We start from the raw sequence: 26,999 nt of genomic DNA, 5'->3' as shown, positions 1-26,999 counted from the left end.
TTTGCCCAAAATATGGAAAAGCCCCAAAATAACGTCCAAAAAACCCTTTCCGGATACGGCCATTATTCCAATGCGGACTACCTTTCCTGGCAGCTGGACGAAATGGTCAAGCTGATCCGGGAAAGGTTTTTGGGGCGTTGTAAGCTTGGGTTTTCAGCTTTGCCCCTCTGATTATTGTCAGCTTCGAAAAAAATTGTGTCCAGAGAGAAGTCAGTTCAAATGGATTGCCCCCCTTCTTCCTTCCCGCTAGCTCGACCTTACTGAGGTCATAGCGATAAGCAACCTTTCAATTTCGAAATTATCGAATCACAGTATTTTTTGGGTAGAAAATATCAATATATTTGTTATTATCGGCTGAGGCCTAACCGAAGACGCTTCGCTACATCGGCAAATGGCGTAAATTTTAATCAAGGATGAATCCAAATGACATTCATTGCGAAAATTTGATTTTCAGCGATCATGCCATAAATCAAATGTTCAAGCGAGATATTTCCGTTGAAAATACTCGAATGATTGTCGATTTTGGGGAAATCATCCAAGATTACCCGGATGATAAGCCATTTCCCAACTGTTTGCTATTGGGACACATTTCGAAAAGGCCCATTCACCTGGTTATTGGTGTAAATAAAAACGAGTGTGTAGTCATTACAGCCAATGAACCTGACCCCAAATTGTGGGATGGAAATTTTAAAATGAAGACCAAATTGGAATGCTCCTTATGTAAAAACGGTACCACCGAAAAAGGTTATGTAACCGTGACACTGGAAAAAGGTGAAACCATTGTGTTGATTAAAAATGTGCCTGCAGAAGTTTGTACCAATTGTGGGCATTACTACCTTTCCGCTGAAACGACACAACTGGTCTTGGATAAAGGAAAGGAAGCCTATGAGAAAGGTACCGAACTGGAAGTGGTGAAGCTTCAAGTAGCCTGATTGGAAGTAAATGGGTTGGAGCAAATGAAAGCATGAAGATGTCGATACCTTGGTGCAGCCAGACCTCTGTGTGGTCTGCAATCCGGAAAAGCTGGACGAGCTGGGCTGTGTGGGTGCCCCGGACCTGATCGTGGAGATCCTCTCTCCGGGAAATAATAAAAAAGAAGTACAATTGAAATATGAGGTGTACGAAGCCTCCGGCGTGAAGGAATACTGGTGGTTCATCCCGACGAACGTACCCTGCTGATCTATACCCTGGAAACCGGAAAATACCGCCCCTCCCGATTATTTACCTTCGGTGATCGGGTGGTGTCTCAGGCACTTCCGTGGTTTGAATTGGACCTGGACGAGGTGTTTGGAGAGTTGTAAGTTCAGGTTAGTATAATTATTTTTTACAATTACCTGGCGGTTCTTGATGATCTTTTGCAAATGATTGATGGAAAAAAGCTTTTAAGGTTCTACATTTGTTTTTAAATAAGTTCTTTTTTATTTCTTAGCAACCGGAACAGGTTTTACTTAATGGTAAATGAATAGGGAATCGTGTGCAAATCACGAACTGTCGCGCAACTGTAAGTAACGCCAAAGGTTTTTACCCGAGAATATCCACTGTCCCGCATTCAGCGGGCTGGGAAGGATGGTAAAAATGTTACAAGTCAGGAGACCTGCCTGTTCCGCCCTGTTTACCGTCAGACAGGATTGACAATGCTTTCGCGATTTGAAGCAGGGTGTCATGTTAGGTGCAATATTAAGGAAGACAACTATTTCTGATCGGGATTGGTGTGTCCATACTTTTGCATTTAAATTTCTCCACCTTCTTCGATTTTTCAAGGCGTTGTGAAATAAAGCAAAAGGGCTTTTAACTCAATTTTAATCTTTTAAAAGTTAAAAGAACATGCAAACGCACAATCTTGGCTACCCGCGCATAGGTGCCAAAAGAGAACTCAAAAAAGCCTGTGAAAAGTATTGGTCAGGCGAAATCACCCAGGAAGAACTGGTCCGGACCGGATGGAACATCCGGATCAAAAACTGGAGAACGCAACAGGAGGCCGGAATAGACCTGATTCCATCCAATGATTTTTCTTTTTACGACCAGGTACTTGACATGTCCCTGGCATTAGGAGCCATTCCGGAACGGTACCACGATGTAATACTCGACAAGAAAAATACAGATCTGGACCTGTATTTTGCCATGGCCAGGGGATACCAAAATGACGGGCTAGACCTTACTGCCATGGAAATGACCAAATGGTTTGACAGCAACTATCACTATATTGTCCCTGAATTCACCAAAAACCAGAAATTCCGTCTTTTTTCGTCCAAAATCACCAATGAATTTTTGGTGGCCGAACAGGATGGAATCAAAACAAAACCAGTCATCATTGGTCCACTCTCCTATCTTTTATTGGGAAAAGAAAAGGAACCTGGTTTTGACAGGTTGAACCTGATAGATCAACTATTGCCCGTATATCTGGAAATTCTAGCCGAGTTGGATGCCTCGGGGGCAGAATGGGTCCAATTTGACGAGCCATTTCTTACCATGGACTTAACCCAAAAAGCCAGGGAAATGTATCCATGGGTTTATGCAAAGATCAGAAAGGCATTTCCTCACCTGAAAATATTGGTTGCCACTTATTTTGGTGGACTGGAAGAAAACCTGCCGTTAGCCTTATCTTTACCCATTTGTGCCTTGCACCTGGACATGGTACGCTGTCCGAAACAATTAGAGGAGGCATTGGATCAACTGCCAGAAAACCTGACCCTTTCTCTGGGCCTGATTGATGGCAGGAATATCTGGAAAAATGATTTTCAATCCTCATTGGAAATCATTCAAAAGGCGGTCCGAAAAATAGGTAGAAACCGCATCATGATCGCCCCTTCCTCCTCCCTGCTGCATGTTCCCCATGACCTGGAAGAAGAAAAAAATGAGCAACAGCTCCTTCCGGAAATCAAAGCCTGGATGGCTTTTGCCAGACAAAAAATAGGGGAAGTGAGCGTCTTGAAGCAGCTAGTTATACATCCGGAAAAACCATCGAATCTGCAGCTGCTCCTTGATAACCAAATTACAATCCATAACAGGCAGACTTCTACGCTGATCCAAAATCAGGAAGTCAGGAAAAAGACCAGGGCCATCGGGAATACGGATGCCAGTAGTCGCAGCGAGCATCCAGCAAGAAAAATTTTACAGCAAGCCACTTTAAATTTCCCCTTATTCCCCACCACCACTATAGGCTCATTCCCTCAGACCCAGGAGGTCAGGAATTGGCGGGCCAAACGAAAGAAAGGAGAAATCGGGGAAATGGAATACCAGGAGCTGGTAAAACAGGCAATAGCAGCAGCCATTCGAAAGCAGGAAGACATTGGCCTGGACTTGCTGGTACATGGGGAATTTGAAAGGAATGACATGGTAGAATATTTTGGGGAACAACTGAATGGATTTGCCTTTACCCAAAATGGTTGGGTTCAAAGCTATGGCAGCCGCTGTGTGAAGCCACCCATAATTTATGGAGATATTTCCCGTCCGGCTCCCATGACCGTATTCTGGTCCAGCTATGCCCAGTCATTGACCAGAAAATGGGTAAAGGGAATGCTCACCGGACCGGTCACCATCCTGCAATGGTCCTTTGTACGGAATGATCAGCCCCGTTCCGAAACCTGTAAGCAGATTGCTCTGGCCATTAGGGAAGAAGTAATGGATCTGGAAAGGGCAGGCATTAAGATCATCCAAATAGATGAACCTGCCATCCGGGAAGGACTTCCGTTGAAAAAAAGTAACTGGAAGGCTTACCTGGATTGGGCAGTACAAGCTTTCCGTATCTCCAGCTCCGGGGTACAGGACGATACCCAAATCCACACCCACATGTGCTACTCCGAATTCAATGACATCATGGAAAGCATAGTCGCCATGGATGCGGATGTGATCACCATTGAATGTTCCCGTTCCCAAATGAAACTGTTGGATGCCTTTGCAGATTTCAACTACCCCAATGAAATTGGGCCGGGCGTCTATGATATTCATGCGCCAAGGGTTCCTTCAAAAAAAGAAATGGTCGATCTGATTGAAAAGGCCGAAAAAGTCATTCCATCAGAACAACTTTGGGTCAACCCGGATTGTGGTTTAAAAACCAGAAAATGGGAGGAAACGGAGGCCGCACTCAAAGTGATGGTGGAGGCCGCCAGGGAAATTCGATTGAAATTACTGAAGTCCTGAGTGCAATCACGAAAAATCCTGTCTGGAGGATTGATCCTATTCAATAAAGCGGTTAACTGCCTTATAAGCAGTTAGCCGTTTTTTTTCATATCCTGGTAAAAAAAAATTTCGTAATCGGACTAATTCGATACGGTTACCTTCGGGAAATTGTCCCCAACCCCATTTTGGAAGTATAATCAATGCAAGTACTCAGAGTGATTCGAAAAAGAATATTAAAGGGTATTTTTATCTTTTTATCTTAATGGCTACCTTTGCCCCTTTCGGAAGAGATACCAACCAAGTGGTGTCAGGTCAAAATATTTCTAACCCTAATTCATTGAGTAAATGATCAACAAAAATCAACAACAAATTATTGCTGCAACAGCACCCATTTTGAAAGAACATGGACTTGTACTGACCAGCCATTTTTATAAAAGGATGTTTCAGCACCACCCGGAATTAAAGAACATGTTCAATATGGGCAACCAAAAGAATGGAAAACAACAGCAAGCCCTGGCCATGGCCCTTTTGGCTTATGCCCAACACATTGCCAATCCCGAAGTTCTCTTGCCGGATTTGCACCGGATAGGACACAAGCACGTTAGCCTGGATATCCGTCCGGAACATTATCCCATTGTAGGCAATCACCTACTGGCCGCTATTAAGGAAGTTTTGGGAGATAGTGCTACTGCCGATATTATCGATGCTTGGGAAGCGGCCTATTACCAGTTGGCGGAACTAATGATAGGTTTAGAAGCTGACAGGTACCAGAAACTGACCAACGAACCAGGAGGCTGGACCGGTTGGCGGCCTTTTCAAGTGGCCAAAAAAGTGGAGGAGTCGTCAGAAATCACCTCCTTTTACCTGTACCCATCGGATAAAGGAAAAGTACTTCCCCACCTTCCGGGTCAATTCATAAGTTTAAAGGTCTTTCTGCCCGACCCGGGTCTTAACCAGTCCAGGCAATACAGCATTTCAAGTATCCCCGACGAAAATTATTACAGAATTTCGGTGAAAAGGGAACAGGGTCCCCAACCCAACACGAGTGGAATGATCAGTAACAGACTGCACGATTTTGTAGATGTAGGGGATATCGTTGAACTCACCGCCCCATCTGGCAATTTTACTTTGAACGAGGAATGCAAAAACCCGCTGGTCCTGATCAGTGGAGGGGTTGGCGTCACACCATTGATCAGCATGCTGCAAACTGCCATTGAAAAAGACCAGGAACAAGCCATTACCTGGATTCATGGATGCAGGAGCCAGGAAGTGCATGCCTTTAAAAATAAAATCCACGAAATAAATGCGGAAAAGCCAAATATGGAACAATATGTCTTTTTTGATCAGGTAACAGCAAAGGATCGAATAAATGGCATTTTGCAAGGCCCGGTAGCATTGGACAGCCTCCCCGGTTATAAAATACCCTCCAACGCACGATGCTACATTTGTGGCCCGGCAGGGTTCATTGAAAAGCAATTCCGGGATTTGCTGTCGATTGGTATCCATGAAAACGCCATCTTTTTTGAAGAATTTGGGCCACAACAGCTTTCATTGAACTAAGAAAAAATCGCAAAAATAATAAAGGACTATTTTGTCTTTTATTATTTTTGTCCTACCTTTGCTTCACATTAAGACAAAAACCGGTAAACCTGAAACGTTATTAAAGGAGTACCAGGTCTGATTATCGTTTATAATTCTTAACCTATGATCAATATGGAAACTACAAAACAAGAAACAATTGGCGCTTTGGTGGCAAAGGATTATCGCCTGGCTACGGTGTTTGAATCTTTTGGCATTGATTTCTGCTGCAAGGGAAACAGGTCCGTTGAAGAAGCCTGCGAAAAGCAAAAAATCAACAGCAAGACCGTGTGGGCTGCTGTAAATAAAATGCTGAATTCCTCCACGGAAGGCATACAGGATTTCATCTTTTGGCCACTGGACCTGCTGGCGGATTACATTGAAAAAAAGCACCACCGCTATGTGGAAGACCGAATACCCCTCTTACAGCAATACCTGGACAAACTGTGCAAAGTCCATGGGCAGGCCCACCCGGAACTCTTCGAAATCACCGAACTTTTCAAACAAAGTGCTGGTGAGCTGACCGCCCACATGAAAAAGGAAGAATTTGTTTTGTTTCCTTATGTGAGGAAGATGTTAAAGGACCAGGAAAGTCCGGCAGCGGAAAAGTCAAAACCTCATTTTGGCACAGTGAAAAATCCCATCAGCATGATGATGGATGAGCACGAAAATGAAGGAGAGCGTTTTGAGAAAATAGCTGCACTTACCGGTGATTTCACCCCTCCGGCAGACGCCTGCAGTACCTACCGGGTTACGTTTGCCCTGCTGGATGAATTCAAAACCGATTTGCACCAGCACATTCACCTGGAAAACAATATTCTCTTCCCAAAGGCCATTGAAATGGAAGAAAAAGAGCAGCATTCAGGTAAAAAAATCCCTGTTTCCTAGGATAATTATTCTGAGAGGTCATTTCTTATCGTTACCACGACTCGGAAAAATCCCGCACCTGCTTGCGCCGACAGGTAGGTGCCTTTTAACCATCCCTCTTTAAATCAATGTCCTCATTCCTTTCTGCATATGGCTGGCATTATTGCCTAAGAATCCAGGGCTTATCGAAGACAACCTATTAGCAGTACATCCGTAATATCCCCACTTTTACAAATTTCATCAGCCAAAAATTACCGTACTTGTACATTTAAAAGTAAAATGTTACATTGTTAGGGTATAATATAAATCCTTATCGAATGAAAAAGTTCTGGATTTTATTGTCTTTTTCAAATTTTTTGATTGCTGCTCTCTTTGGTCTTGTTCTCCGGGCCGCCTTTGTCTGGGAGATAGATTGGATGGAATACAGGAATCTGCTGCATGCCCATTCCCATCTGGCCATGTTGGGCTGGGTATACATGGGTATTTTTGCGCTTTTTTGCCACCGCTTTGTTCCTTTACCAAAATCCAAAGCCTATCCAGTATTATTCTGGATTACACAAATCTCTGTGATAGGTATGATGATCAGTTTTCCGCTACAAGGTTATGCAGCCATATCGATCAGTTTTTCCACCATGCATATTCTGGCCAGTTATGTGTTTTGTTATAGGATTTGGAGAGACCAGCGAATCCCAAACCCGTCGGTCAAAAAGCTGTTTTATGCTGCCCTGGTGTTTTTGATTCTTTCTACTCTTGGGGTGTGGGTATTAGGTCCTCTGGCCGTTTCGGGTGGCAGAAACACCGCATTGTACCAGGTGGCCATACAATTTTACCTTCATTTCCAGTTCCATGGCTGGTTTACTTTTGCCATCCTTGCCTTACTACTGGATGCCCTACTCAAGCAGCAATGGAAAATTAGCAAGCAGGCATTCTCCTGGTTTTACTATTTATTTATCACTGCAACGGTTTTGACCTTCGGCCTGGTTTTATTCTGGGCCTATGGTAACAAATCATACTGGTGGCTCAACAACCTGGGCATCATCCTTCAACTGATTGGTATAGGATTATTTTTAAAAATATGGCAGCAGGGAATCGGCCTTCAGCTTAAACAATTCTCCGCCAGACAAAGCCTCCTTTTCCGATTTGGGCTGATTTCCTGGATAGCAAAAATAGGCATACAAAGTATGGTGATTTTTCCCGAAGCGGCCGTTTCTGCCACTACCATACGACCGTTGATGATGGGATTTATTCACCTTACGGTCTTGGGTTTTGTTTCTGCATTTCTGATCTATTTTTTCACCCAGTTGGGATTTTTCAGGGCTGCAACATTTCAGTTTCTAATGATCTCCATCTTATTTATCTCTGGCTTTCTATTGACAGAGATCTTGTTGTTTTCCCAGGGTTTATTTTACTGGATGCACTGGGGGCAATTGCCCTTTTACCACGAACTATTGTTTGTTTCATCGGCCTTCTTACCCCTGTCAATTATCCTTTTTATCTTTCAAAGCAAGGCCATTAGCAAAGAAAAGAAGCTTATTAAAACAGAATTTAATATCTACAACTAAATGAAAATGACCTATGAAAAATCTAACCCTAATCAAAATGGCTGTTGCCGCCTTGTTTTTTTATTCCTGTGGTTCGGGAAACAATGAGGAAACTACCTCATCCTCAGCTCCTGATACAGCACCTGAAGTCCCCGAATCCATTGCTGAAGGAAAAGGTATAGGCGAGATCGAAGAAGTTAATCTGGAGGAAGAGCTAGATGAGGACATGGTAAAAATGGGAAAGGCCATTTATGACATGAAATGTTCCGCCTGCCATAAGTTGACAGATCAACGTGTAGTTGGGCCGGGTTTTCAGGGGGTTACAAACCGCAGAAAGCCTGAATGGATCATGAACATGATTACCAATGTAGATGTCATGCTGGACGAAGACCCTGCAGCCAGGGCCATGCTCGAAGAGTGTCTTACCAGGATGCCGAATCAGAATGTTTCTGTAGGGGATGCCAGAAATATTCTGGAATTCTTCCGCAATAATGATGTAGAAAAAACCGGCAATAAAGACCAGGCCAATTCCTGATTAAACATTAAACCCATATAACGATGATACTTAACAAAAATGCACTTTTGCGCTTAATGCCGGTTCTCCTGATCGGTATGGTAGCCTGCAATAACAAGGATTCCAGTCAGCTCATTCATGGCGATGCAGCCCAACAGGCTTATGTTCCACCTGGCGAATACGATGAGTTTTATGCCTTTCTATCCGGTGGCTATAGTGGACAAATTACCGTTTACGGCCTGCCCTCCGGAAGACTGTTTAAAGAAATCCCTGTTTTCTCCCAATATCCGGAAAATGGGTATGGTTACAGTGAAGAAACCAAAAACATGTTCAATACTTCCTACGGGTTTGTTCCCTGGGATGACTCCCACCATATCGAGCTTTCCCAGCAAAACGGAGAGTTTGATGGCAGGTGGCTGTTCGTGAACGGTAACAATACGCCCAGGATTGCGCGGGTGGACCTCACCACTTTCGAGACCGTAGAAATACTGGAAATTCCTGATGTAGCCGGACTGCACTGTTCTCCCTTTATCACAGAAAACTCAGAATACCTGGTTTCGGGCACCCGGTTTAGTGTACCCATTCCCCAGGAAGATGTACCCATTGATACCTACAAGGAAAACTTCAAGGGCCTGATCAATTACGTATCTTTAGACCAGGAGCATGGCCATATGGATCTGGCCTTTCAGATTGAGATGCCCGGATTCAATTATGACCTGGCCAGAAACGGCAAAGCGGTATCTCACGGCTGGAGCTTTCTGACCACCTACAATTCTGAGCAGGCCCATTCCCTGCTGGAAGTAAATGCCTCCCAAATGGACAAGGACCTGATGGCCATTGTTAACTGGAAAAAAGCAGAAGAATACCTGGCCGCCGGTAAGTTTACGGAAAGAGAAACCTCCTATTACCACAACCTGATGGACGAAGGATCCGGGATTGTCAATTCTGAGGAAAGGACCACTACAAAAATCCTTGATCCAAAAGAATGCCCGGACATGGTCTATTTTATCCCGGTACCCAAGTCACCACACGGATGTGATATAGATCCCACCGGAGAATATATTGTCGGAAACGGAAAGCTCTCTGCTGACATGTCTGTCTATTCCTTCAGCCAGATAATGCAAGCCATAGAGGAGGAAAATTTTGACGGTGAATTTGACGGCATTCCCATCATCAATTATGAAGCAGGACTCCATGGCATCGTTCAGAAACCAGGGCTAGGTCCCCTCCATACGGAATTTGACGGAAGAGGAAATGCCTATACCACATTTTTCATCTCTTCCGAAGTGGTAAAATGGGATGTGGAATCCAAGGAAATCCTGGACCGTCAATCCACCTTTTATTCTCCCGGCCACCTGGTGATCCCTGGAGGAGAAACCCGAAAGCCCAATGGCAAATACCTGGTAGCCATGAATAAAATCACCAAAGACCGGTTTTTGCCTACCGGCCCGGAAATGATGCACTCTGCCCAGCTTTTTGACATCAGCGGAGAGAAAATGAAATTGATTCTGGATTTTCCCACCAAGGCGGAGCCTCATTATGCCCAGGCCATAGAAGCCGAAAAGCTCATGTCCAACTCCAAAAAATTCTATCCCATAGAAGACAACACCCATCCTTATGCCACCATGGGTGAAGGACGGTCCAGGGTGGAACGTGAAGGTGATGAAGTACACGTTTACATGACCGCCATGAGAAGTCACCTGGCCCCGGACAATATAGAAGGGATCAAGGTGGGAGATAAAGTGTTTTTTCACCTCACCAATTTAGAGCAGGACTGGGATGTGCCCCATGGTTTTGCCATGCAGGGAGCTACCAATGCTGAGCTCCTGGTCATGCCCGGGCAAACCAGGACCTTGCTTTGGGAACCTAAAAAACCAGGGGTTTTTGCCTTCTACTGCACCGACTTCTGTTCCGCCCTGCACCAGGAGATGTCGGGATATGCAAGGGTTTCCGCCGAGGGCTCCAATGTTCCGCTAAAATGGGGGCTGAACGAAGAATTAAGAGAAAACCAGGAAGCGGCAAATTCCTTCTATGAGCAGGCCAAAACCCGGGCATCAAAGTAATTTTCAGGCTGCTGCCGGTACAACACCCTGGCAGCAGCCTTTTCTAAATTCAGCCTTCAGGCCAGAAAAACTGTTTCTCTATGAAAAAATTACCCAGTCCCAAAATCCTAATGCTTCTGGCGGTAGTCAGTCTGGCAGCATTGTTCTTTTTCCCTTTATGGCAAATACGCCTGGATGCAGCTCAATTCCCGGGAGGATTACAATTGCACATCTGGATCAATAAAGTCTCCGGAACTGACAAGAACATCATCCAGAACATCAATATCCTGAACCACTATATTGGGATGCAGGCCATTCATCCGGATTCCATTCCGGAATTGAAATACTTCCCCCTGATCAATTACCTCATGATCACCCTGGGGCTGATCTTTGCCTGGATTAATAAAAGTGCGGGATTCTTAAGCTGGACCATCATCCTGCTACTATTGGGGATTTTGGGGCTTTACGATTTTTACCTCTGGCTCTATGATTATGGTCATAACCTGGATCCCAAAGCACCCATCAAAGTGGAAGGCATGACCTATATGCCTCCTTTATTGGGAAAAAAGGATTTGCTAAACTTTAAGGTACAATCCTATCCCCATTGGGGTGGGCTGTTTTTGGGTTTGGCAACGCTTTTAGGAGGACTGGCATTTATAAAAAGTAAATTTGGTAAAGAAAAATAGCTTCAAAAGTCCGGTAAATGATGCATACCAATTCAATCGTAGATATCCACATGGCCTTTATCCTGCTGCTAATACCGGTTTTACTCTCGGCTTGCAGCACAGATCCTGAACCCATTGCATTTGGAAAGGACCAATGCAGCTATTGCAAAATGACCATATCAGACCCCAGGTTCGGAGGAGAACTGGTAACCACCAAGGGAAAAGTATATAAATTTGATGCCATGGAATGCCTAATACCTTACAAGAAAGAAAATGAGGAACATGATTTTGCCCACATTTTAGGCATTGCCTATGATGAGCCAGGCAAATTGATTGCCGTTCAACAGCTCAATTTTATCATTTCGGAGCAATACCAAAGCCCTATGGGAGCCCATCTGGCAGGGTTTGGGGATAAGCCCTCCGGCACCATTGAATCCCTGACCTGGAAAACGCTGCAAAATCAACTTTCCTCATTCAATCCGGGAAAATGAGAATACGCTTATACTTCCTTTTTCTGGTACCATTGGTTTCAGTGCTTCACTTCGGCCTTGAAGCAGGTTCCTTGCATGTAAGAAAAGGAACGCAGTTGGATACCATTAAGGAGGCCATTGCCCTGGCAGGTAAAGGGGACACCATTTTCGTACACGAAGGCACTTACCTGGAAAACCAAATGGAAATCAACAAACCCATGGCAATCATAGGGGTAAATAAGCCGGTGATCGATAGCCAGGGGGGCGATGAAATCTTCATTGTAAAGGCGGATCAGGTTCTGATTCAGGGATTGACCCTTCAGAACATAGGTGTAAGCCATTTGAAGGACAGGGCAGCCATAAGGGTGGTTGAAGCAAGGAATGTCATCATCGACAACAATTTGCTACTCAACACCTTTTTTGGAATTTACCTGCAAAATGCCTCCCGCTGCAGGGTACTGAATAATACCATTCGGGGAGAAGCCTATGATGAAATGAATGCAGGCAATGCCATCCATATCTGGAAAGGTAGCCAAATGGAAGTAATCAACAATCACCTGAGCCAACACCGGGACGGGATTTATTTTGAGTTTGTCGATCAAAGCCTGATCCGGGGCAACACCAGCCAGGACAATATGCGCTATGGTCTGCATTTTATGTTCTCCAATTACGATACTTATGAAAAAAACATCTTCCGGAGAAATGGAGCAGGCGTGGCTGTGATGTTCAGCAAGCAGATCAGAATGATAAAAAACACCTTTGAAGAGAATTGGGGTGGTTCTTCCTATGGCATTTTGCTTAAGGAAATCAGCGATGGCCTCATGGTCCAAAACACCTTTATTCGCAATACAATAGGCGTATACGCCGAAGGAGCCAATAGGATAAAAATTGAAAAAAATGATTTCATCAATAATGGGAAAGCCATGGACATCAAGGGAAACTGTATTGACAATGAAATCCTGTCCAATAATTTCATCGGAAACACTTTTGAGGTGCTGACCAATTCACGATCCAACTTGAATCATTTTGAAGGAAACTACTGGGCACAATACAAGGGTTATGACTTGAATAAGGACGGAATAGGTGATTTTCCCCATCGACCGGTCAACCTCTTTGCCCTGATCACGGACAAAATCCCGGCTGCCAACATGCTCCTGCACAGTTTTCTGGTCGATGCATTGGACATGGCCGAACGGATGTTTCCTGAAATCATTCCCGAGCACCTGTCTGATGAGCGTCCCCGAATAAAGCCATATACCTATGATTAAACTAGACCATATTTACAAATCCTTTGGCAGGATCCCAGTCCTGAAAGACATTTTCCTGGACTATGGACAAAACCAGGCCATTGGCTTAATCGGCCCAAACGGCTCTGGTAAATCCACCCTGATCAAGATCATCCTGGGAATGGTTTTACCTCAAAAGGGAGAAGTCACCTTTGATGGCAAGCCAATAACCGGTCAAAGCCAATACCGGCGGCATATAGGATACATGCCACAAATGAGCCGTTTTCCTGCCAACATGACCGTCAGCCAGCTCTTCCACATGATGAAGAAGTTGCGGAAGGATGAAAAGCAGAGAGACCTGGACCTTTATCATGCTTTCGAAATAGAACAAATGGGATCCAAACGATTGGAAATTCTGTCCGGGGGCATGAAACAAAAAGTGAGTGCCGCCCTGGCTTTCCTTTTTGACCCTAAGGTATTGGTATTGGATGAGCCCACGGCGGGCCTGGACCCCATTGCCAATGAAATCCTTAAAGAGAAGCTACAGAAATCCCTGGGAAACGACCGCCTGATATTGATCAGTTCACATATTTTGAATGACCTGGACGACATCATTACCCATGTCTGCTATCTGATGGAAGGAGAAGTAAAATTCTTTAAGCCTTTGGAACAACTCAGGGCCGAGACGGCAGAAAACCGGTTGAACCGGATCATTGCCCAGGTATTAAAACAGGAAAAAAACCATGTTTAAAATTGCGAAATTTATTATTTCAGACCTGATCAAAAACTGGATCATTTTGCTTTATGCGTTTTTTCTGCTACTGGCCACCATTGGCTTTTTTTTACTGCAGGGACAGGGAGATAAAGCCATTCTGGGCGTATTAAACCTTACACTGATGCTGGTGCCCATGATCACGGTGATTTTTTCTACCATTTATTATTACAATATGTATGAATTCATGGTCCTTCTGATGGCACAACCGCTAAAGCGAGGCAGTATCATAGGAAGCTTTTATTTGGGCCTGTTGGTTTCCCTCGGCCTGGCCATAGTGGCAGGTTTGGGATTGCCTTTATGGCTGATGCATCCTCACTGGGTATCCCTGGTACTATCGGGCGTTGCCCTGTTGCTGAGCGGAATTTTCATTGGCCTTGCCCTTCTTGTAGCCGTATGGGTGAGGGACAAGGCCAGAGGAATGGGTTTTGCCTTGTTCCTTTGGGTCTATTTTGTACTGATTTTCGATGGCTTGGTACTTTTGATGATGTACAATTTTAGTGATTACCCCATTGAAAAAGTGGTGCTTTACATTACTTTTCTCAATCCTGTGGACCTGGGCAGAATCATGGTGCTCATGCAGACCGAAGCCGCTGCACTGATGGGTTACAGTGGGGCAATATTCCAGCAGTTTTTCAGCGAATGGTGGGGACTTATCGCTAGCCTGCTCATCATGCTGGCCTGGGCTTTCATTCCGGTAGCTTTTTCCTTTCGGATGTTTCGAGACAAGGACTTATAAAATGGAATACTTCCTCTCCCTGAAAAATCAATGGTACTGAGGATTTGTGTTAACCTTTTAAAACAACCTGCCCATAGGAAAATACAAACCAGAAACGCTCCTGTCAACCTCAGAAATACAAAATCCCCCTTTAAAAATAGTTTTTTTTGCCATAAAAAGATCAGTGCTGGGTGAAGTATGCCATTTCACCTCGTTATTTTCGGAATCATAAACAAGTAAGATCCGCCAAAAAGCCATTTGTAATGGCATAACGGGAGCGTTTGAAAGATCGATTTTCTTTATGGTTGGTCTTTGGTTTCCGGCATTACAAATGCCTCGTCTACGTTACTCATCGGATAAAAGGGATGTAGTTGCAAACCCAGAGAGGGTGTCGGACAGTTTTAGGGATTACAAATCCCCCTTATCTGAACCACGGAATTACAAATTCCGAGGAGCATGGCTGTTCGACATTTGCAATGTCGAACTCCCGATGAAAAGGATTTGCAATCCTGGTTTCTTAAACAAATAGATAATTTGTGTTTTTCAAACTCACCTGATACGAGTCAAAAAAGTCTGTTATGAAGTAAACGAGTAAACCCCTGCTAGCGCAAACCATCTCAAGTTATAAATATTGATAAAAATTATATAAAACCTTTGAAAGTGAATTATTTACTTTTGTACACGCAGCCTTAAAGGGCTTTCCACCATAAAACCTGCTTTTGGTCAATAATCAGAAAAATATTGTAACTTTGTAATGCGTTTAATTACAGCATGAAGGCCTTTAAAAAAATAGCGACGCTTTTTCTTTCCCTGATCGTACTGCTCAGCTCGATGAGCTTTACCTTGAACAGGCACTTGTGCATGGGTGAAATTGAGAAAGTGTCCCTATTCAAGGAAGTGGAAGCCTGCAAGATGCACGCCAAATCCTGCCATGATGATACAAATGAAAGCAGCAAGGAAGATTGCTGTGAAAATGAACAACTTGTCGTTCAGGGTCAGGATGAGCTGACCAAAGCATCCATTTTTAAGCAGCCCCAGCCGGAGATGTCTGCAGTGCTTTACCTGCTTGTAGCCTATTTCACTGTCAATACTTTTCAGCCGGATGTAGTACCCCATCAACACTATGCGCCTCCCCTGATCCGACAGGATATACCTGTGCTCATTCAATCCTTTTTGATATAATAATTTGATGCTTTCGGTAGACACCATGGTAGATCCATGCTAAGCTGTCTGCAGGTCAATGCCTATGCCCTATCCACACAGGGCTTGCCCCGGTATTTGCTTTCCATCATCAAATTATTGAAAAATGCTCAATCGAATCATCAAATTCTTTTTAGAGAACAAGCTGGTCACTGTACTGCTATTGTTGCTCATTGTCACCTGGGGTATCGCTACTGCCCCATTTAATTGGGAACTGGATTTTATCCCCCGGGATCCGGTACCGGTGGATGCTATACCCGATATTGGTGAAAACCAGCAAATTGTTTTTACCGAATGGATGGGAAGGTCACCACAGGATGTGGAAGACCAGATTACCTATCCCCTCACTTCTGCTCTTTTGGGGCTGCCGGGTGTAAACAGTGTCCGAAGTAGCTCGGCTTTTGGTTTTTCCAGCATCTACATCATTTTTGATGAGGACGTGGAATTTTACTGGAGCCGATCCAGGGTTTTGGAAAAACTCAGCTCCCTACCCGCAGGATTGCTTCCTGATGATGTTCAGCCAAGGCTTGGGCCGGATGCCACTGCTTTGGGACAGGTATTTTGGTACACGCTGGAGGGAAGGGACCAGGATGGTGAGCCTGCCGGAGGATGGGACCTGCATGAATTGCGCTCCATCCAGGATTATTATGTACGCTATGCCTTAAGCAGTGTACCTGGCGTTGCAGAAGTGGCTTCTGTAGGTGGATATATCCAGGAATACCAAATCGACGTGGATCCTGTTGCCTTAAAAGCCCACGGGGTCAGCCTGATGAATGTGGTGGAAGCCATCAGAAACAGCAATATAGATGTGGGGGCCAATACCATTGAGATCAACAAGGTAGATTACTTTGTCAGGGGACTTGGTTATGTGGAAGAACTCAATGACCTGGACCGTGCCGTAGTAAAGGTAACCGACAATGTACCCCTTTTGGTCAAAGATGTAGCCAGGGTAAATATAGGTCCACAACCCAGGAATATGGGAGGCATCCTGGACAAGGCAGGTGCTGAAGCCGTTGGCGGAGTGGTCATTGCCCGCTATGGAGAAAATCCACTGGCCGTCATTGATGCCGTAAAGGAAGAAATTGAACAACTATCAGGAGGCTTACCCAGCAAAACCCTGGAAGACGGCAGGGTCTCCAAAGTGAGTATTGTTCCCTTCTATGATAGAACAGGCCTAATCTATGAAACCCTGGGCACCCTCTACCAGGCCATCAGCCTTCAGGTATTGATCACCATCATCGTGATCATGGTAATGGTGTTTAATTTACGTGCTTCATTATTGATTTCCTCCCTTTTGCCGCTGGCAGTACTGATGTGCTTTATTTTTATGAAGTACTTTGGGGTAGATGCCAATATCGTGGCCCTTTCGGGCATTGCCATTGCCATTGGCACCATGGTGGATTTGGGGATTATCCTGAATGAAAATATCCTCCGCCATCTGGAAGAGGCGCCAGCCGACAAACCCAGGATCAAAATCATCTTTGAAGCCACTACGGAAGTAGCTTCTGCTATTTTGACAGCTGTCAGCACCACCATTATCAGCTTTCTGCCTGTATTCACCCTTCAGGCTGCCGAGGGCAAACTCTTTGGCCCACTGGCTTATACCAAAACCTTTGCCCTGATAGCAGCGGTCATATTTACCCTGATCATCATGCCTACCTTTTCCCATTGGATATTTTCCATCAGGAAAAGTACTAAGCGAACAGGCTTGATCTGGAATTACATCCTGTTGGTATCAGGAATAATCATTTCCCTAACTGTCTGGACCTGGGCCGGCATTATACTCATAGGTTTTGGCCTGATCAACCTCTCCCTGCAATATTTTCCCGAAAGGATGGAACCAAACCGCAACCGCATGAAAGTAGGCTTTACGGTTGTAGCTGTGGCCTGGTTGCTGGCCATGGAATGGGTGCCTTTGGGTGTTGCCAACAGCCTGCTGGTCAATTTTCTTTTCATTGTGGTGATCATAGGCATGGTCCTGGGGATTTTTATTGCTTTCTACAGGAATTATTCCAAAATGTTGCTTTGGACCCTTGATCACAAAGGGGTGTTTTTAATAATTCCGGCTGTGATCATCCTCCTCGGACTTAACATTTGGTTAGGCTTCGCGCGGGTTTTTTCCTTTGTTCCCCAGGCTACCGAAAAAGTGGGATGGGATTTAAAAAACAATGGCGCCTGGACTGCCCTCTCCCAAACCTTTCCTGGCTTGGGTGAGGAGTTCATGCCCTCTCTGGACGAAGGTTCCTTTCTTTTGATGCCTACCTCCATGCCTCATTCGGGAGTGGAAGCCAACAGGGAAATCCTGCAAAAACTGGACATGCTGGTGTATGCCATCCCGGAGGTAGACCTGGTGGTGGGCAAAGCAGGAAGGGCTGAAACGGCCATTGACCCTGCACCCATGTCCATGTTTGAAAACACCATTCATTACAAAAGTGAATATGCATCGGATATGGATGGGAACAAGCTCAGGTTTAAAGTCAATGAGGATGGGCATTTCCTGCTGGCAAACGGAGAAAGCTATGATCCGGCATCCAATGAGCCTGAGAAAATCAGCAGGGAACAATTGGTCCCGGATCCCGGAGGGAATTATTTCCGGCAGTGGCGGGAGCATATCAAAAGTCCGGATGACATCTGGAATGAAATCATCGGACTGGTCAACCTGCCGGGAGTGACCTCCTCGCCAAAGTTACAACCCATAGAAACCCGTTTGGTCATGTTGCAAACCGGTATGCGGGCGCCCATGGGCATCAAGGTGTTTGGTCCGGACCTGAAATCCATTGAAGCCTTTGGCTTTGAATTGGAAAAATACCTGAAAGAGGTCCCCTCCGTCAAGGAGCAGGCGGTATTTGCGGACCGCATCGTAGGCAAGCCCTATTTGGAAATAGACATCGACAGGGATAAAATAAGCCGCTATGGTTTGAACATCCGGGATGTGCAGGATTTTGTGGAAACAGCTATCGGAGGCATGTCCGTCAGTACCACGGTGGAAGGAAGGGAACGCTTTCCCATCCGCGTGCGCTATGCCAGGGAATACCGGGATGACCCTGCCAGTATAGAAAACATGTTGGTCCCAATGCCGGGTGGAGAGTTTATTCCCCTGGGCCAATTGGCAGCCATTACCTACCGGCCCGGCCCGGACATGATCAAGTCTGAAGACAGCTTTCTGGTAGGCTATGTACTCCTGGATAAAATGCCGGGCTTTGCCGAAGTAACCGTGGTAGAAGATGCCCAACGCTACCTGAAAGAAAAAATCGAATCCGGAGAGCTGACCGTTCCTTCCGGTATACGCTACGAATTTTCAGGGAATTATGAAAATCAGGTAAGGGCAGAAAAAAGGCTGGCCGTAGTGGTACCTCTCTCCCTGATTGTCATATTTCTCATCCTGTACTTCCAGTTCCGATCGGCCTCGACTACTCTTTTTGTTTTCCTGGGTATTGCCATGGCCTTTGCCGGGGGCTTTCTGATGCTCTGGTTGTATGGTCAAAGCTGGTTTATGGATTTCTCTGTGATGGGTACCGAAATGCGGAATTTATTCCAGATGAAAACCTATAACCTGAGCGTGGCCGTTTGGGTGGGCTTTATTGCCTTGTTTGGTATTGCCACGGATGACGGGGTGGTGATGGCCACCTACCTGGGCCAGAGTTTTGAAAAGAACCGCCCTAAAAACAGGAAAGAAGTAAGAAATGCCGTATTGGCAGCAGGGCAAAAAAGAATACTACCCTGCCTGATGACCACTTCCACCACCATTTTAGCCCTCTTGCCCATACTGACTTCATCCGGAAGGGGTTCCGACATCATGATCCCCATGGCCATACCGGCTTTTGGAGGAATGGTCATCGCCCTGGTCACCCTTTTTCTGGTACCGGTAATGTATAGCTGGTGGGCGGAGCGTAAAGTGAAACGTGATGCTGAGGTATATCTGGATGCTTAATTGGAAAGATGATCACAAACTTGCATAAAGAATGGAAAAGCAATATTTAGAAAAGTCGGAAGCTGGAAGTCGTAGGGCGGAAGGCAAAATTTGGATACGGGAAGTCGGAAGTTGGAAGTTGGAAGTTAGCTATTGGAGGGGTATGGCTTCCCGGGTCCACTTGCTTAGTTGGATGTTATTGGTTGTGCTTTCTATCCTCCAATTTCCAACCTCTATTATCCAGGCCCAGACGCTGGATGACCATCTTCTGACTGCCACTGAAAACAATCCCGAAATTCAGGCCTATTTCAGTGATTACCTGGCGGCTCTGGAGCGGATTCCGCAAGCTGGTACTTTACCTGATCCTGAATTGAGCCTGGGTCTTTTTGTACGACCAATGGAACGTTTTATGGGAAACCAACATGCCGATCTGCAACTCATGCAAATGTTTCCCTGGTTTGGCAGCCTGGGCATCCGAAAAGATGAAGCCAGTAAAATGGCCCGGGCCAGGTATGAAGCTTTCAGAATGGTAAAAAATGAGCTGCTATTCCAGGTAAAAGTGGCCTGGTACGAACTCTCTCGCTTAAATGAAGAAATAAAAATCAGCAAGGCGCACCTCAATATCCTGGAAAAATACGAAAGATTGGCATTGGTCAGGTACCAAAGCAGCAACAGGGAGATGAATCGGTCAAACGCCTCGTCCAATCAGGGAATGGAGGATGTATTGCGGATCCGGATGGAAATGAATGAATTGGAAAATACCATCTCCCTTTTAGAAGATACGCAGGAAGCTTTGGTTGCTGAATTTAATGCGCTTTTGAACCGGAATCCTGAGGAGACCCTGGCCATCCCCGACAAGCTACCTGATGAACCCTTACCCATGAACCGACTGGAATTGCTGGACAGCATCAAAACATTCAACCCTCGTCTGAGAATGCTGGATGCTGAGGGTGCAGCCTATGCCTCCCAGAAAAAGATGGCAGAGCTGGAAGGCAGACCCATGATGGGAGCGGGGGTCAACTATATGGCTTTTAGTCCGAGAACAGAAAACGGCATGAACATGGGCGGCAACAACATGGTCATGCCCATGTTTAAAATCACCCTGCCCATTTACAGGAAAAAATTCAAATCCATGGAAAAAGCAGCTGCACTCAATCAGCAAGCCAGCTTACAGCGAATGGAAAATACAGTCAATCAACTTTCTACCCAGTGGCGCAATGCACTCAGGGATTGGGATGATGCCAATCGGAGGGTAGATCTGTACCAGAAACAAACCAAACTGGCGCAACAGACCCTGGATTTACTCATGACCGCCTATGCCAGTGATGGAAAAGCCTTTGAGGACCTGCTGAAAGTACAACAGCAGTTGCTGGACTACCAGCTGAAGCGCATCATGGCGATTGTGGACAAAAACAATAGCCTGGCCCAACTCGAAAACCTGGCGGGGATTTGATGATCTGATTATTTGATGATATGATGATGTGGTGATTTGGTGATTTGGTAATGTAATGTTTTAATGGCGTAATGATTAGATTAGATAATATAATAATTCAAAATTTATTATTAATTAAAAGAAAGTAATCATGGAAAAACGAAATGAAATTTTAGAGCTAAGTTTTGATTTTGCATTGAAAATCATAGAGTATACAGAGATTCTTGAAGAAAAAAGAAAGTATGTTATTGCCCGGCAATTATTAAAAAGCGGTACTTCCATAGGTTCCAACATCAGGGAAGCACAAAATGCACACAGCCGCAAAGATTTTGTTGCAAAATGCATTATTGCCATGAAAGAAGCAGATGAGACTGAATATTGGTTAATGTTATGCCTGAGAAGTAAAAGTTATCCTGATCCTGAATCACTATTACCAGAAGTATTATCTCTGAAAAAAATCCTTTCCAAGATCATTGCCTCCAACATCAAAAATATGAAATCATGAATAGGATCAATCGGTCAAATTTGACCATTCTGATAGGCACATTATTAATCGGTGGATTCTTAGGTTGGATCATCAAACCATCAAACCATGAAACCATTGGATCATCAGACCATCAAACCGTCGAATCATCAGACCATCAGCACAGCGAAACCTGGACCTGCTCCATGCACCCACAGGTAAGGCAACCCGAACCGGGGCAGTGCCCCATTTGTGGCATGGACCTGATTCCTGCAGCATCCAAAAGTGCCGGTTCATCCAATGATCCGATGGTTTTCGAAATGAGCAACAATGCTGTGGCCCTGGCCAATATCGCCACGTCCAGGGTAAAAGAAGGGTTTTCCAAAGGTGAATTGCTGCTCAGCGGAAAAGTGAAGCCCGATGAAGGCAATATCTCCTCCATCACGGCCAAATTCCCGGGAAGAATAGAAAAATTATTCATCAATTTTACCGGGCAGGCGATCAGTCGGGGAGAAAAACTCGCCACTGTTTATTCACCGGAACTGGTCAATGCCCAGCGGGAACTCAAGGAAGCCGCTGCCAGTAAGGCTGATTTCCCGGAAATATATGCTGCTGCCAAAGAAAAGTTAAGGCTGTGGAAATTAACGAATGAACAAATCAGGAATATTGAAAATCAGGAAGAAATATTGGAGCATTTCGAAGTACTGGCCGAACAGACCGGCATTGTCAGCCAAAGGAATGTTGCTGTGGGAGACTATATAGGTACTGGCTCCGTACTTTTTGAAGTCGTGGACCTGAGCAGTGTCTGGATCATGCTGGATGCCTACGAAACGGATTTATCCGCTATCAGCAAAGGGAATGCCCTCTCCTTCACCGTTGCAGGGATTCCCGGCGAGGTATTTGAAGCAAAAGTAGCCTACATAGACCCTATCCTCGATCCCCAAACCAGGACCGTTAAAATCCGGGCAGTAGCCAATAATGCAAAGGGCCTGCTCAGGCCGGAAATGTTTGTCAATGCAAAAATTACAACAAGCGGGCAGGGGGATCAGGCCAGTGTCCCTATCCCAAGGACCGCCCTGCTCTGGTCTGGCAGGCGGTCGGTAGTATATGTCAAGGTTCCAAATGCGGAATACCCTGCCTATGAAATGCGGGAAGTAACCGTTGGTTCCCGTGTAGGAGACGTGTACCCGGTGCTAGAAGGTCTGAAGGCAGGTGAAGAAATTGTAACCAACGGGGTATTTGCCATAGATGCAGCTGCCCAGCTCGCCGGAAATTACAGCATGATGTCACGTCCTGAATCCAAAACCATGGAGGTTTCCCAGGACTTTCGCAAACAATTGACAGCATTAGCAGAGGCCTATTTTGACCTGAAAAATGAATTGGTTGCGGATGACGCCCCAGGAGCGCGGGAGGCCGGCAAACAGGTAACAGCTGCATTGAATAAGGTGGACATGTCCCTGGTGGAAGGAGCCGCACACGACCAATGGATGGAATTGAAAAAAGAAATAGAAGAAGCCCTTCAGGGCATGCAGGAAGCGGAAAACATTGAATCGGTCAGAAAGCAATTCATGTGGCTATCGGAAAGCATGCTGGAAATCACGGAATCCTTTGGCCTTGAAAAGGACAAAGTCTACCGACAGTATTGCCCCATGGCCTTTGGTGATGAAGGTGCTTATTGGTTGAGTGAAAAGGAGGAAATATTCAATCCCTATTTTGGAGAAAGCATGCTCCGCTGTGGAGAAGTAAGGGAGACCTATCAAAAAGGAGAGGCGGTAATGCAAGATAAAAGCGATTCCGGCTCCCGGGATATGGCGGGGCATAATCACTAAAAGCGCCCACCGGTTTCCCCATATCAATACGTATAAAAACCCAGAGAAATCATGAAAGAAAAAGAAGAACATAAACAACTCCATGATCAGCATGAATCAGGTCATGACAAACATTCTCAGCACAAGAACCATGGTTCCGGTCATGAAAATCATTCCCACCATGATCACCATGCGGTGATGATACAGGATTTTAAAAAGCGGTTTTGGGTCTCCCTGGTATTAACCGTTCCCATCCTGGCCCTTTCTGAAATGATCCAGCAGTGGTTTGGATTTGAACTGACATTTAATGGGGATAAGTACCTTTTATTTGGCCTTGCTTCCATCTTGTTTTTTTATGGAGGGTGGCCCTTTCTCAAAGGTCTGGCAGATGAACTCAAGGAAAAAAATCCGGGGATGATGACCCTGATCGCCGTGGCCATTACCGTGGCTTATGCCTACAGTTCTGCCGTAGTCTTTGGATTGGAAGGAATGGACTTTTTCTGGGAGCTGGCCACGCTGATTGTGGTCATGCTACTGGGGCATTGGATCGAAATGAAATCCGTAATGGGTGCCTCCAGGTCCCTGGAACTGCTGGTAAAAATGATGCCTGCGGAAGCGCACCTGCTGGAAGGAGAGCAGGTGAAAGAAGTAAAGGTTTCAGCATTGAAAAAAGGGGATGTGATCCTGGTAAAAGCGAGTGAAAAAATCCCTGCAGATGGTATTATAGTGGAAGGGGAAAGTCACCTGGATGAAAGTATGATTTCAGGTGAAAGCAAGCCGGTGAGCAAAGCCAAAGGGGATGAGGTCATCGGTGGTGCGGTCAATGGCAACCATTCCCTTAAAGTGAAAGTTGAAAAGACAGGTGAAGAAAGTTACCTTAACAAGGTAATTGGCCTGGTGAAAGAAGCCCAGGAAGCAAAATCCAAAACCCAAAACCTGGCCAATTTGGCTGCTCGCTGGCTGACGTTTATCGCTTTGGGTGCCGGAACCATCACCCTGCTGGTATGGATCAGTTTAGGCAAACCCTGGGATTTTGCCCTGGAGCGGATGGTGACTGTAATGGTAATTTCCTGTCCCCATGCCCTGGGGCTTGCCATACCATTGGTTGTAGCCATATCCACCTCAGTTTCCGCAGGAAAAGGCTTGTTGATCCGAAACCGGACCGCCTTTGAAAATGCAAGAAAAATTACGGCCATGGTTTTTGACAAAACCGGAACCCTGACTGAGGGCAACTTCGGTGTTTCCCGGTATGAAAGTTTATCTGATGATTTGGATAAAAAAGAGCTGCTTGCTCACACGGCCTCCCTGGAACAGGAGTCCGAACATCCCATAGCCATGGGCATTGTAAAAAAAGCCAAAGAAAAGGAACTTGGTCTCCTTACTGTCAAAGCCTTTGAAGCCCTTACGGGAAAAGGAATACAAGGTAAAATTGATGGTGAATTGTGGAAAGTGGTGAGCCCGGGATATCTGGAGGAAAACAACATTTCTATTCCAGAAAAAAGCCAGGGGAATGAGGCCGAAACCATTGTATTTGTGCTCAGGGGAGAAGACCTTGTCGGATTCGTGGCCCTTTCGGACAAAATCAGGGAAGACAGCTATGCAGCCATCAAAACCCTTAGGGAAAAGGGGATGAAAATGTTTATGGCTACCGGGGACAATGAAAAAACCGCCAAAGCAGTCAGTGAAGCATTGGAACTGGACGGTTACTACAGTGGGGTGTTGCCGGATGCAAAGGTGGACATTGTAAAAAAATTGCAAAAGGATGGCTACTTTGTGGCCATGACCGGGGACGGGGTCAATGATGCCCCGGCACTGGCCCAGGCCGATGTAGGGATAGCGGTGGGTTCCGGAACCGATGTGGCAGCAGAAACGGCCGACATCATCCTGGTCAACAGCAACCCCAAAGACATCGCCAAACTGGTTCTTTTCGGCAGAGCTACTTACCAAAAGATGATCCAGAACCTGATATGGGCTACCGGATACAATGCCATTGCCCTGCCCCTGGCCACCGGTTTTATTCCGGGATTGATCATTAGCCCTGCAATAGGAGCTGTTTTTATGAGCCTGAGTACCGTCATTGTGGCTGCAAATGCCCAGCTTCTTAAAAGAAGCATGAAATAGAAACCCTTTATAATGAACTGGAAACAAAAATTACTGTCACCCACCCATGAAAAATCTACTTTCCTTATCCGATTGATGGTAGGTATGGTATTCCTCTCGGAAGGCATCCAAAAGTTCCTTTTTCCAGCAATTCGGGGTGCTGGGAGGTTTGCAAAAATCGGACTTCCCGAACCGGAATTTCTGGGCTATTTTGTGGGTGGGTTTGAAGTATTTTGCGGGCTTTTGATCCTTCTGGGCCTGCTTACCAGATTGGCAGCCATCCCCACATTGATCATCATGCTCGTCGCCATTTCAACCACGAAAACCCAGGTTTTAGCGGATGAGGGCTTTTGGGCCATGATGCATGGCAGCCGTACGGATTGGGCCATGTTGCTGGGCAGCATTTTTCTGATCATAAGGGGAAGTGGCAAATGGGCCTTGGACCATTTACTTTTTCCTAAAAAAAGGTATTGAACTAAGGTGTCATTCAACGGCAGGTGCCAGTTGCTGCCGGACCATTTCCTCTTCCAGCATCCTCTGGTCGAGTTCCCTGGCATAGGTTCGCCCTCCTTTAAATCCATAAAGGGTATAGGCTTTTCCTGCCCAATCTTTGGCACTGAGCAGATCTCCCAGGACCTCATGGCCCAAAGCCACATTGTAACACAGTTTCCCGGAAGTTTTGGCATCGGATGGCAGGGACAATCCTTCCTCCCAGGCTTGGATGGCATTTTCCCATTCATTGACTTCAGCATATCTTGCGCCTACGCCCAGGGCTGGGTTTTTCTTGGATTTGGCATAGAAGGAACGGTTGATGTTCAAATACATCGGTGCCACCCTTCTGGCATAGGCCGCTCCAGCCAGCTGCCCCACGTACCTGGTGGCTTGTACTTTATCAATCAACAAAGCCAGGGCCTGGGTTTTGGTCTCTGCTTCAGCCGACCAGAGGTTGGTCTTTCCAAAGTCACCCTGATCCACGATATTTCTGTTCTGGGGATCATAGAGCCTGAACCCAACCTGCACAGAAGCTACTCCTTCAGCCTGGATGCCGGGCACCTCTATTGTTCTGGCATCATTGCCACTTCCCACTTCCTTTTTGATAGTCACCTTTTTTTCGGTCACCACAAAATCCGAACTGAATTTTTCCAAAGTCAAAACCCCATCTGCCTCATAGTTTCGGCAAAGGGTTTCTATTTGCTCCCAACTCAGGGGCTGCGGGAAGGTCTGTGCAAAAAGTCCGCCCTTCAAACGCTCCCTGGCCCGGATCACCTCATACCTGGGAGAGGTGTTGAGTTCCTGCTGTATGGTGGCCAAGGTAGCATCTATGGCGTTCTTTACCTCGAAAGGAGCTTCTCCGGTTAAAATCCCCTCGATAATGGCTACTCCCTGGCTTTCCGGTTGTGTTCTGTCCACAATCAGGAGCCGTTGCACATGATTGGGCACATTGATCTCAGCAGGTACCAATCGGGTGAGGGATACATTTTTTGTACAGGAAAAAAGTAAACTGAAAAACCCTGATAATATGATAACAGTCAATAACTTACGTACATGCATATACAAGCGAAATAAAAACCGCT

The 26,999-nt window shown here is 45.6% G+C and carries 21 protein-coding genes, 1 pseudogene and 1 riboswitch; of the genes and pseudogenes, 21 read left to right on the top strand and 1 reads right to left on the bottom strand.

What is annotated here, in order from left to right; translation table 11 throughout:
• The first annotated feature begins 12 nt into the window (after nt 1-12).
• From G9Q97_RS10035 to G9Q97_RS09935, 21 genes and pseudogenes are all read left to right on the top strand, one after another.
• Complete coding sequence (locus G9Q97_RS10035; RefSeq protein WP_166146381.1) at nt 13-171, top strand: hypothetical protein; 159 nt, start codon at nt 13-15, stop codon at nt 169-171.
• Nucleotides 172-413: 242 nt separating this feature from the next.
• Nucleotides 414-932 carry a DUF4258 domain-containing protein gene (locus G9Q97_RS10030; RefSeq protein WP_166146379.1) on the top strand — a complete coding sequence of 173 codons (519 nt, stop codon included), beginning with the start codon at nt 414-416 and terminating at the stop codon, nt 930-932.
• Between the two features lie 28 nt (nt 933-960).
• Nucleotides 961-1,301 (top strand): annotated as a pseudogene (locus G9Q97_RS10025) (Uma2 family endonuclease); the annotation flags it as partial.
• 121 nt (nt 1,302-1,422) lie between these two features.
• A riboswitch (cobalamin riboswitch) is annotated at nt 1,423-1,616 on the top strand.
• A gap of 208 nt (nt 1,617-1,824) precedes the next feature.
• Nucleotides 1,825-4,140, top strand: a complete 2,316-nt coding sequence (gene metE / locus G9Q97_RS10020; protein ID WP_166146377.1) for a 5-methyltetrahydropteroyltriglutamate--homocysteine S-methyltransferase — start codon at nt 1,825-1,827, stop codon at nt 4,138-4,140.
• 324 nt (nt 4,141-4,464) lie between these two features.
• Nucleotides 4,465-5,679, top strand: a complete 1,215-nt coding sequence (hmpA, locus tag G9Q97_RS10015; protein WP_166146375.1) for an NO-inducible flavohemoprotein — start codon at nt 4,465-4,467, stop codon at nt 5,677-5,679.
• A gap of 153 nt (nt 5,680-5,832) precedes the next feature.
• Nucleotides 5,833-6,585: an iron-sulfur cluster repair di-iron protein gene (gene ric, locus G9Q97_RS10010; RefSeq protein ID WP_166146373.1), complete on the top strand. Its 753-nt coding sequence runs from the start codon at nt 5,833-5,835 to the stop codon at nt 6,583-6,585.
• A gap of 296 nt (nt 6,586-6,881) precedes the next feature.
• Complete coding sequence (locus G9Q97_RS10005; RefSeq protein WP_166146371.1) at nt 6,882-8,126, top strand: hypothetical protein; 1,245 nt, start codon at nt 6,882-6,884, stop codon at nt 8,124-8,126.
• 13 nt (nt 8,127-8,139) lie between these two features.
• Entirely contained in the window at nt 8,140-8,640 is a 501-nt protein-coding gene (locus G9Q97_RS10000; RefSeq protein ID WP_166146369.1) for a c-type cytochrome, read from the top strand.
• Nucleotides 8,641-8,696: 56 nt separating this feature from the next.
• On the top strand, nt 8,697-10,682 hold the full coding sequence (nosZ, locus tag G9Q97_RS09995) for a Sec-dependent nitrous-oxide reductase (protein WP_222851968.1): 1,986 nt from the start codon (nt 8,697-8,699) through the stop codon (nt 10,680-10,682).
• Between the two features lie 80 nt (nt 10,683-10,762).
• Nucleotides 10,763-11,347: a hypothetical protein gene (locus G9Q97_RS09990; protein ID WP_222851961.1), complete on the top strand. Its 585-nt coding sequence runs from the start codon at nt 10,763-10,765 to the stop codon at nt 11,345-11,347.
• A 17-nt stretch (nt 11,348-11,364) separates the two neighbouring features.
• Nucleotides 11,365-11,817, top strand: a complete 453-nt coding sequence (locus G9Q97_RS09985) for a nitrous oxide reductase accessory protein NosL (protein ID WP_166146365.1) — start codon at nt 11,365-11,367, stop codon at nt 11,815-11,817.
• Nucleotides 11,814-13,064, top strand: coding sequence for a nitrous oxide reductase family maturation protein NosD (gene nosD / locus G9Q97_RS09980; RefSeq protein WP_166146363.1), 1,251 nt, complete (start codon nt 11,814-11,816; stop codon nt 13,062-13,064). The genes G9Q97_RS09985 and nosD overlap by 4 nt, the downstream gene beginning before the upstream one ends.
• Nucleotides 13,057-13,773 carry an ABC transporter ATP-binding protein gene (locus tag G9Q97_RS09975; RefSeq protein ID WP_166146361.1) on the top strand — a complete coding sequence of 239 codons (717 nt, stop codon included), beginning with the start codon at nt 13,057-13,059 and terminating at the stop codon, nt 13,771-13,773. The genes nosD and G9Q97_RS09975 overlap by 8 nt, the downstream gene beginning before the upstream one ends.
• Nucleotides 13,766-14,533, top strand: coding sequence for an ABC transporter permease subunit (locus G9Q97_RS09970; protein ID WP_166146359.1), 768 nt, complete (start codon nt 13,766-13,768; stop codon nt 14,531-14,533). The genes G9Q97_RS09975 and G9Q97_RS09970 overlap by 8 nt, the downstream gene beginning before the upstream one ends.
• A gap of 750 nt (nt 14,534-15,283) precedes the next feature.
• Entirely contained in the window at nt 15,284-15,694 is a 411-nt protein-coding gene (locus G9Q97_RS09965; protein WP_166146357.1) for an HYC_CC_PP family protein, read from the top strand.
• A gap of 124 nt (nt 15,695-15,818) precedes the next feature.
• Nucleotides 15,819-19,643, top strand: a complete 3,825-nt coding sequence (locus tag G9Q97_RS09960) for an efflux RND transporter permease subunit (protein WP_166146355.1) — start codon at nt 15,819-15,821, stop codon at nt 19,641-19,643.
• Between the two features lie 31 nt (nt 19,644-19,674).
• Nucleotides 19,675-21,075: a TolC family protein gene (locus G9Q97_RS09955; protein WP_166146353.1), complete on the top strand. Its 1,401-nt coding sequence runs from the start codon at nt 19,675-19,677 to the stop codon at nt 21,073-21,075.
• A gap of 130 nt (nt 21,076-21,205) precedes the next feature.
• Complete coding sequence (locus G9Q97_RS09950) at nt 21,206-21,559, top strand: four helix bundle protein (protein WP_166146351.1); 354 nt, start codon at nt 21,206-21,208, stop codon at nt 21,557-21,559.
• Entirely contained in the window at nt 21,556-23,346 is a 1,791-nt protein-coding gene (locus tag G9Q97_RS09945) for an efflux RND transporter periplasmic adaptor subunit (protein WP_166146349.1), read from the top strand. Before G9Q97_RS09950 ends, G9Q97_RS09945 begins: the two co-directional genes overlap by 4 nt.
• Before the next feature lie 51 nt (nt 23,347-23,397).
• Nucleotides 23,398-25,446: a copper-translocating P-type ATPase gene (locus G9Q97_RS09940; protein WP_166146347.1), complete on the top strand. Its 2,049-nt coding sequence runs from the start codon at nt 23,398-23,400 to the stop codon at nt 25,444-25,446.
• A 12-nt stretch (nt 25,447-25,458) separates the two neighbouring features.
• Nucleotides 25,459-25,899 (top strand): DoxX family protein, encoded by a 441-nt coding sequence (locus G9Q97_RS09935; protein ID WP_187357719.1) that lies wholly within the window; start codon nt 25,459-25,461, stop codon nt 25,897-25,899.
• Nucleotides 25,900-25,908: 9 nt separating this feature from the next.
• On the opposite strand, the gene G9Q97_RS09930 is transcribed toward G9Q97_RS09935, so the two are convergent.
• Complete coding sequence (locus G9Q97_RS09930) at nt 25,909-26,976, bottom strand: DUF6340 family protein (RefSeq protein WP_166146345.1); 1,068 nt, start codon at nt 26,974-26,976, stop codon at nt 25,909-25,911.
• Between the last annotated feature and the right edge of the window lie 23 nt (nt 26,977-26,999).

This window comes from Cyclobacterium plantarum, assembly GCF_011290685.1.
Classification (GTDB): domain Bacteria; phylum Bacteroidota; class Bacteroidia; order Cytophagales; family Cyclobacteriaceae; genus Cyclobacterium; species Cyclobacterium plantarum.
Note: the sequence above shows the minus strand (reverse complement) of the source record. Positions and strands in the feature narration are given on the sequence as shown.

What these genes read in the sequence shown, in the direction of transcription:
- G9Q97_RS10035 (WP_166146381.1), top strand. Translation starts at nt 13, where the DNA reads ATGGAAAAGCCCCAAAATAACGTCCAAAAAACCCTTTCCGGATACGGC.
- G9Q97_RS10030 (WP_166146379.1), top strand. Translation starts at nt 414, where the DNA reads ATGAATCCAAATGACATTCATTGCGAAAATTTGATTTTCAGCGATCAT.
- metE (WP_166146377.1), top strand. Translation starts at nt 1,825, where the DNA reads ATGCAAACGCACAATCTTGGCTACCCGCGCATAGGTGCCAAAAGAGAA.
- hmpA (WP_166146375.1), top strand. Translation starts at nt 4,465, where the DNA reads ATGATCAACAAAAATCAACAACAAATTATTGCTGCAACAGCACCCATT.
- ric (WP_166146373.1), top strand. Translation starts at nt 5,833, where the DNA reads ATGGAAACTACAAAACAAGAAACAATTGGCGCTTTGGTGGCAAAGGAT.
- G9Q97_RS10005 (WP_166146371.1), top strand. Translation starts at nt 6,882, where the DNA reads ATGAAAAAGTTCTGGATTTTATTGTCTTTTTCAAATTTTTTGATTGCT.
- G9Q97_RS10000 (WP_166146369.1), top strand. Translation starts at nt 8,140, where the DNA reads ATGAAAAATCTAACCCTAATCAAAATGGCTGTTGCCGCCTTGTTTTTT.
- nosZ (WP_222851968.1), top strand. Translation starts at nt 8,697, where the DNA reads ATGCCGGTTCTCCTGATCGGTATGGTAGCCTGCAATAACAAGGATTCC.
- G9Q97_RS09990 (WP_222851961.1), top strand. Translation starts at nt 10,763, where the DNA reads ATGAAAAAATTACCCAGTCCCAAAATCCTAATGCTTCTGGCGGTAGTC.
- G9Q97_RS09985 (WP_166146365.1), top strand. Translation starts at nt 11,365, where the DNA reads ATGATGCATACCAATTCAATCGTAGATATCCACATGGCCTTTATCCTG.
- nosD (WP_166146363.1), top strand. Translation starts at nt 11,814, where the DNA reads ATGAGAATACGCTTATACTTCCTTTTTCTGGTACCATTGGTTTCAGTG.
- G9Q97_RS09975 (WP_166146361.1), top strand. Translation starts at nt 13,057, where the DNA reads ATGATTAAACTAGACCATATTTACAAATCCTTTGGCAGGATCCCAGTC.
- G9Q97_RS09970 (WP_166146359.1), top strand. Translation starts at nt 13,766, where the DNA reads ATGTTTAAAATTGCGAAATTTATTATTTCAGACCTGATCAAAAACTGG.
- G9Q97_RS09965 (WP_166146357.1), top strand. Translation starts at nt 15,284, where the DNA reads ATGAAGGCCTTTAAAAAAATAGCGACGCTTTTTCTTTCCCTGATCGTA.
- G9Q97_RS09960 (WP_166146355.1), top strand. Translation starts at nt 15,819, where the DNA reads ATGCTCAATCGAATCATCAAATTCTTTTTAGAGAACAAGCTGGTCACT.
- G9Q97_RS09955 (WP_166146353.1), top strand. Translation starts at nt 19,675, where the DNA reads ATGGAAAAGCAATATTTAGAAAAGTCGGAAGCTGGAAGTCGTAGGGCG.
- G9Q97_RS09950 (WP_166146351.1), top strand. Translation starts at nt 21,206, where the DNA reads ATGGAAAAACGAAATGAAATTTTAGAGCTAAGTTTTGATTTTGCATTG.
- G9Q97_RS09945 (WP_166146349.1), top strand. Translation starts at nt 21,556, where the DNA reads ATGAATAGGATCAATCGGTCAAATTTGACCATTCTGATAGGCACATTA.
- G9Q97_RS09940 (WP_166146347.1), top strand. Translation starts at nt 23,398, where the DNA reads ATGAAAGAAAAAGAAGAACATAAACAACTCCATGATCAGCATGAATCA.
- G9Q97_RS09935 (WP_187357719.1), top strand. Translation starts at nt 25,459, where the DNA reads ATGAACTGGAAACAAAAATTACTGTCACCCACCCATGAAAAATCTACT.
- G9Q97_RS09930 (WP_166146345.1), bottom strand. Translation starts at nt 26,976, where the DNA reads ATGCATGTACGTAAGTTATTGACTGTTATCATATTATCAGGGTTTTTC.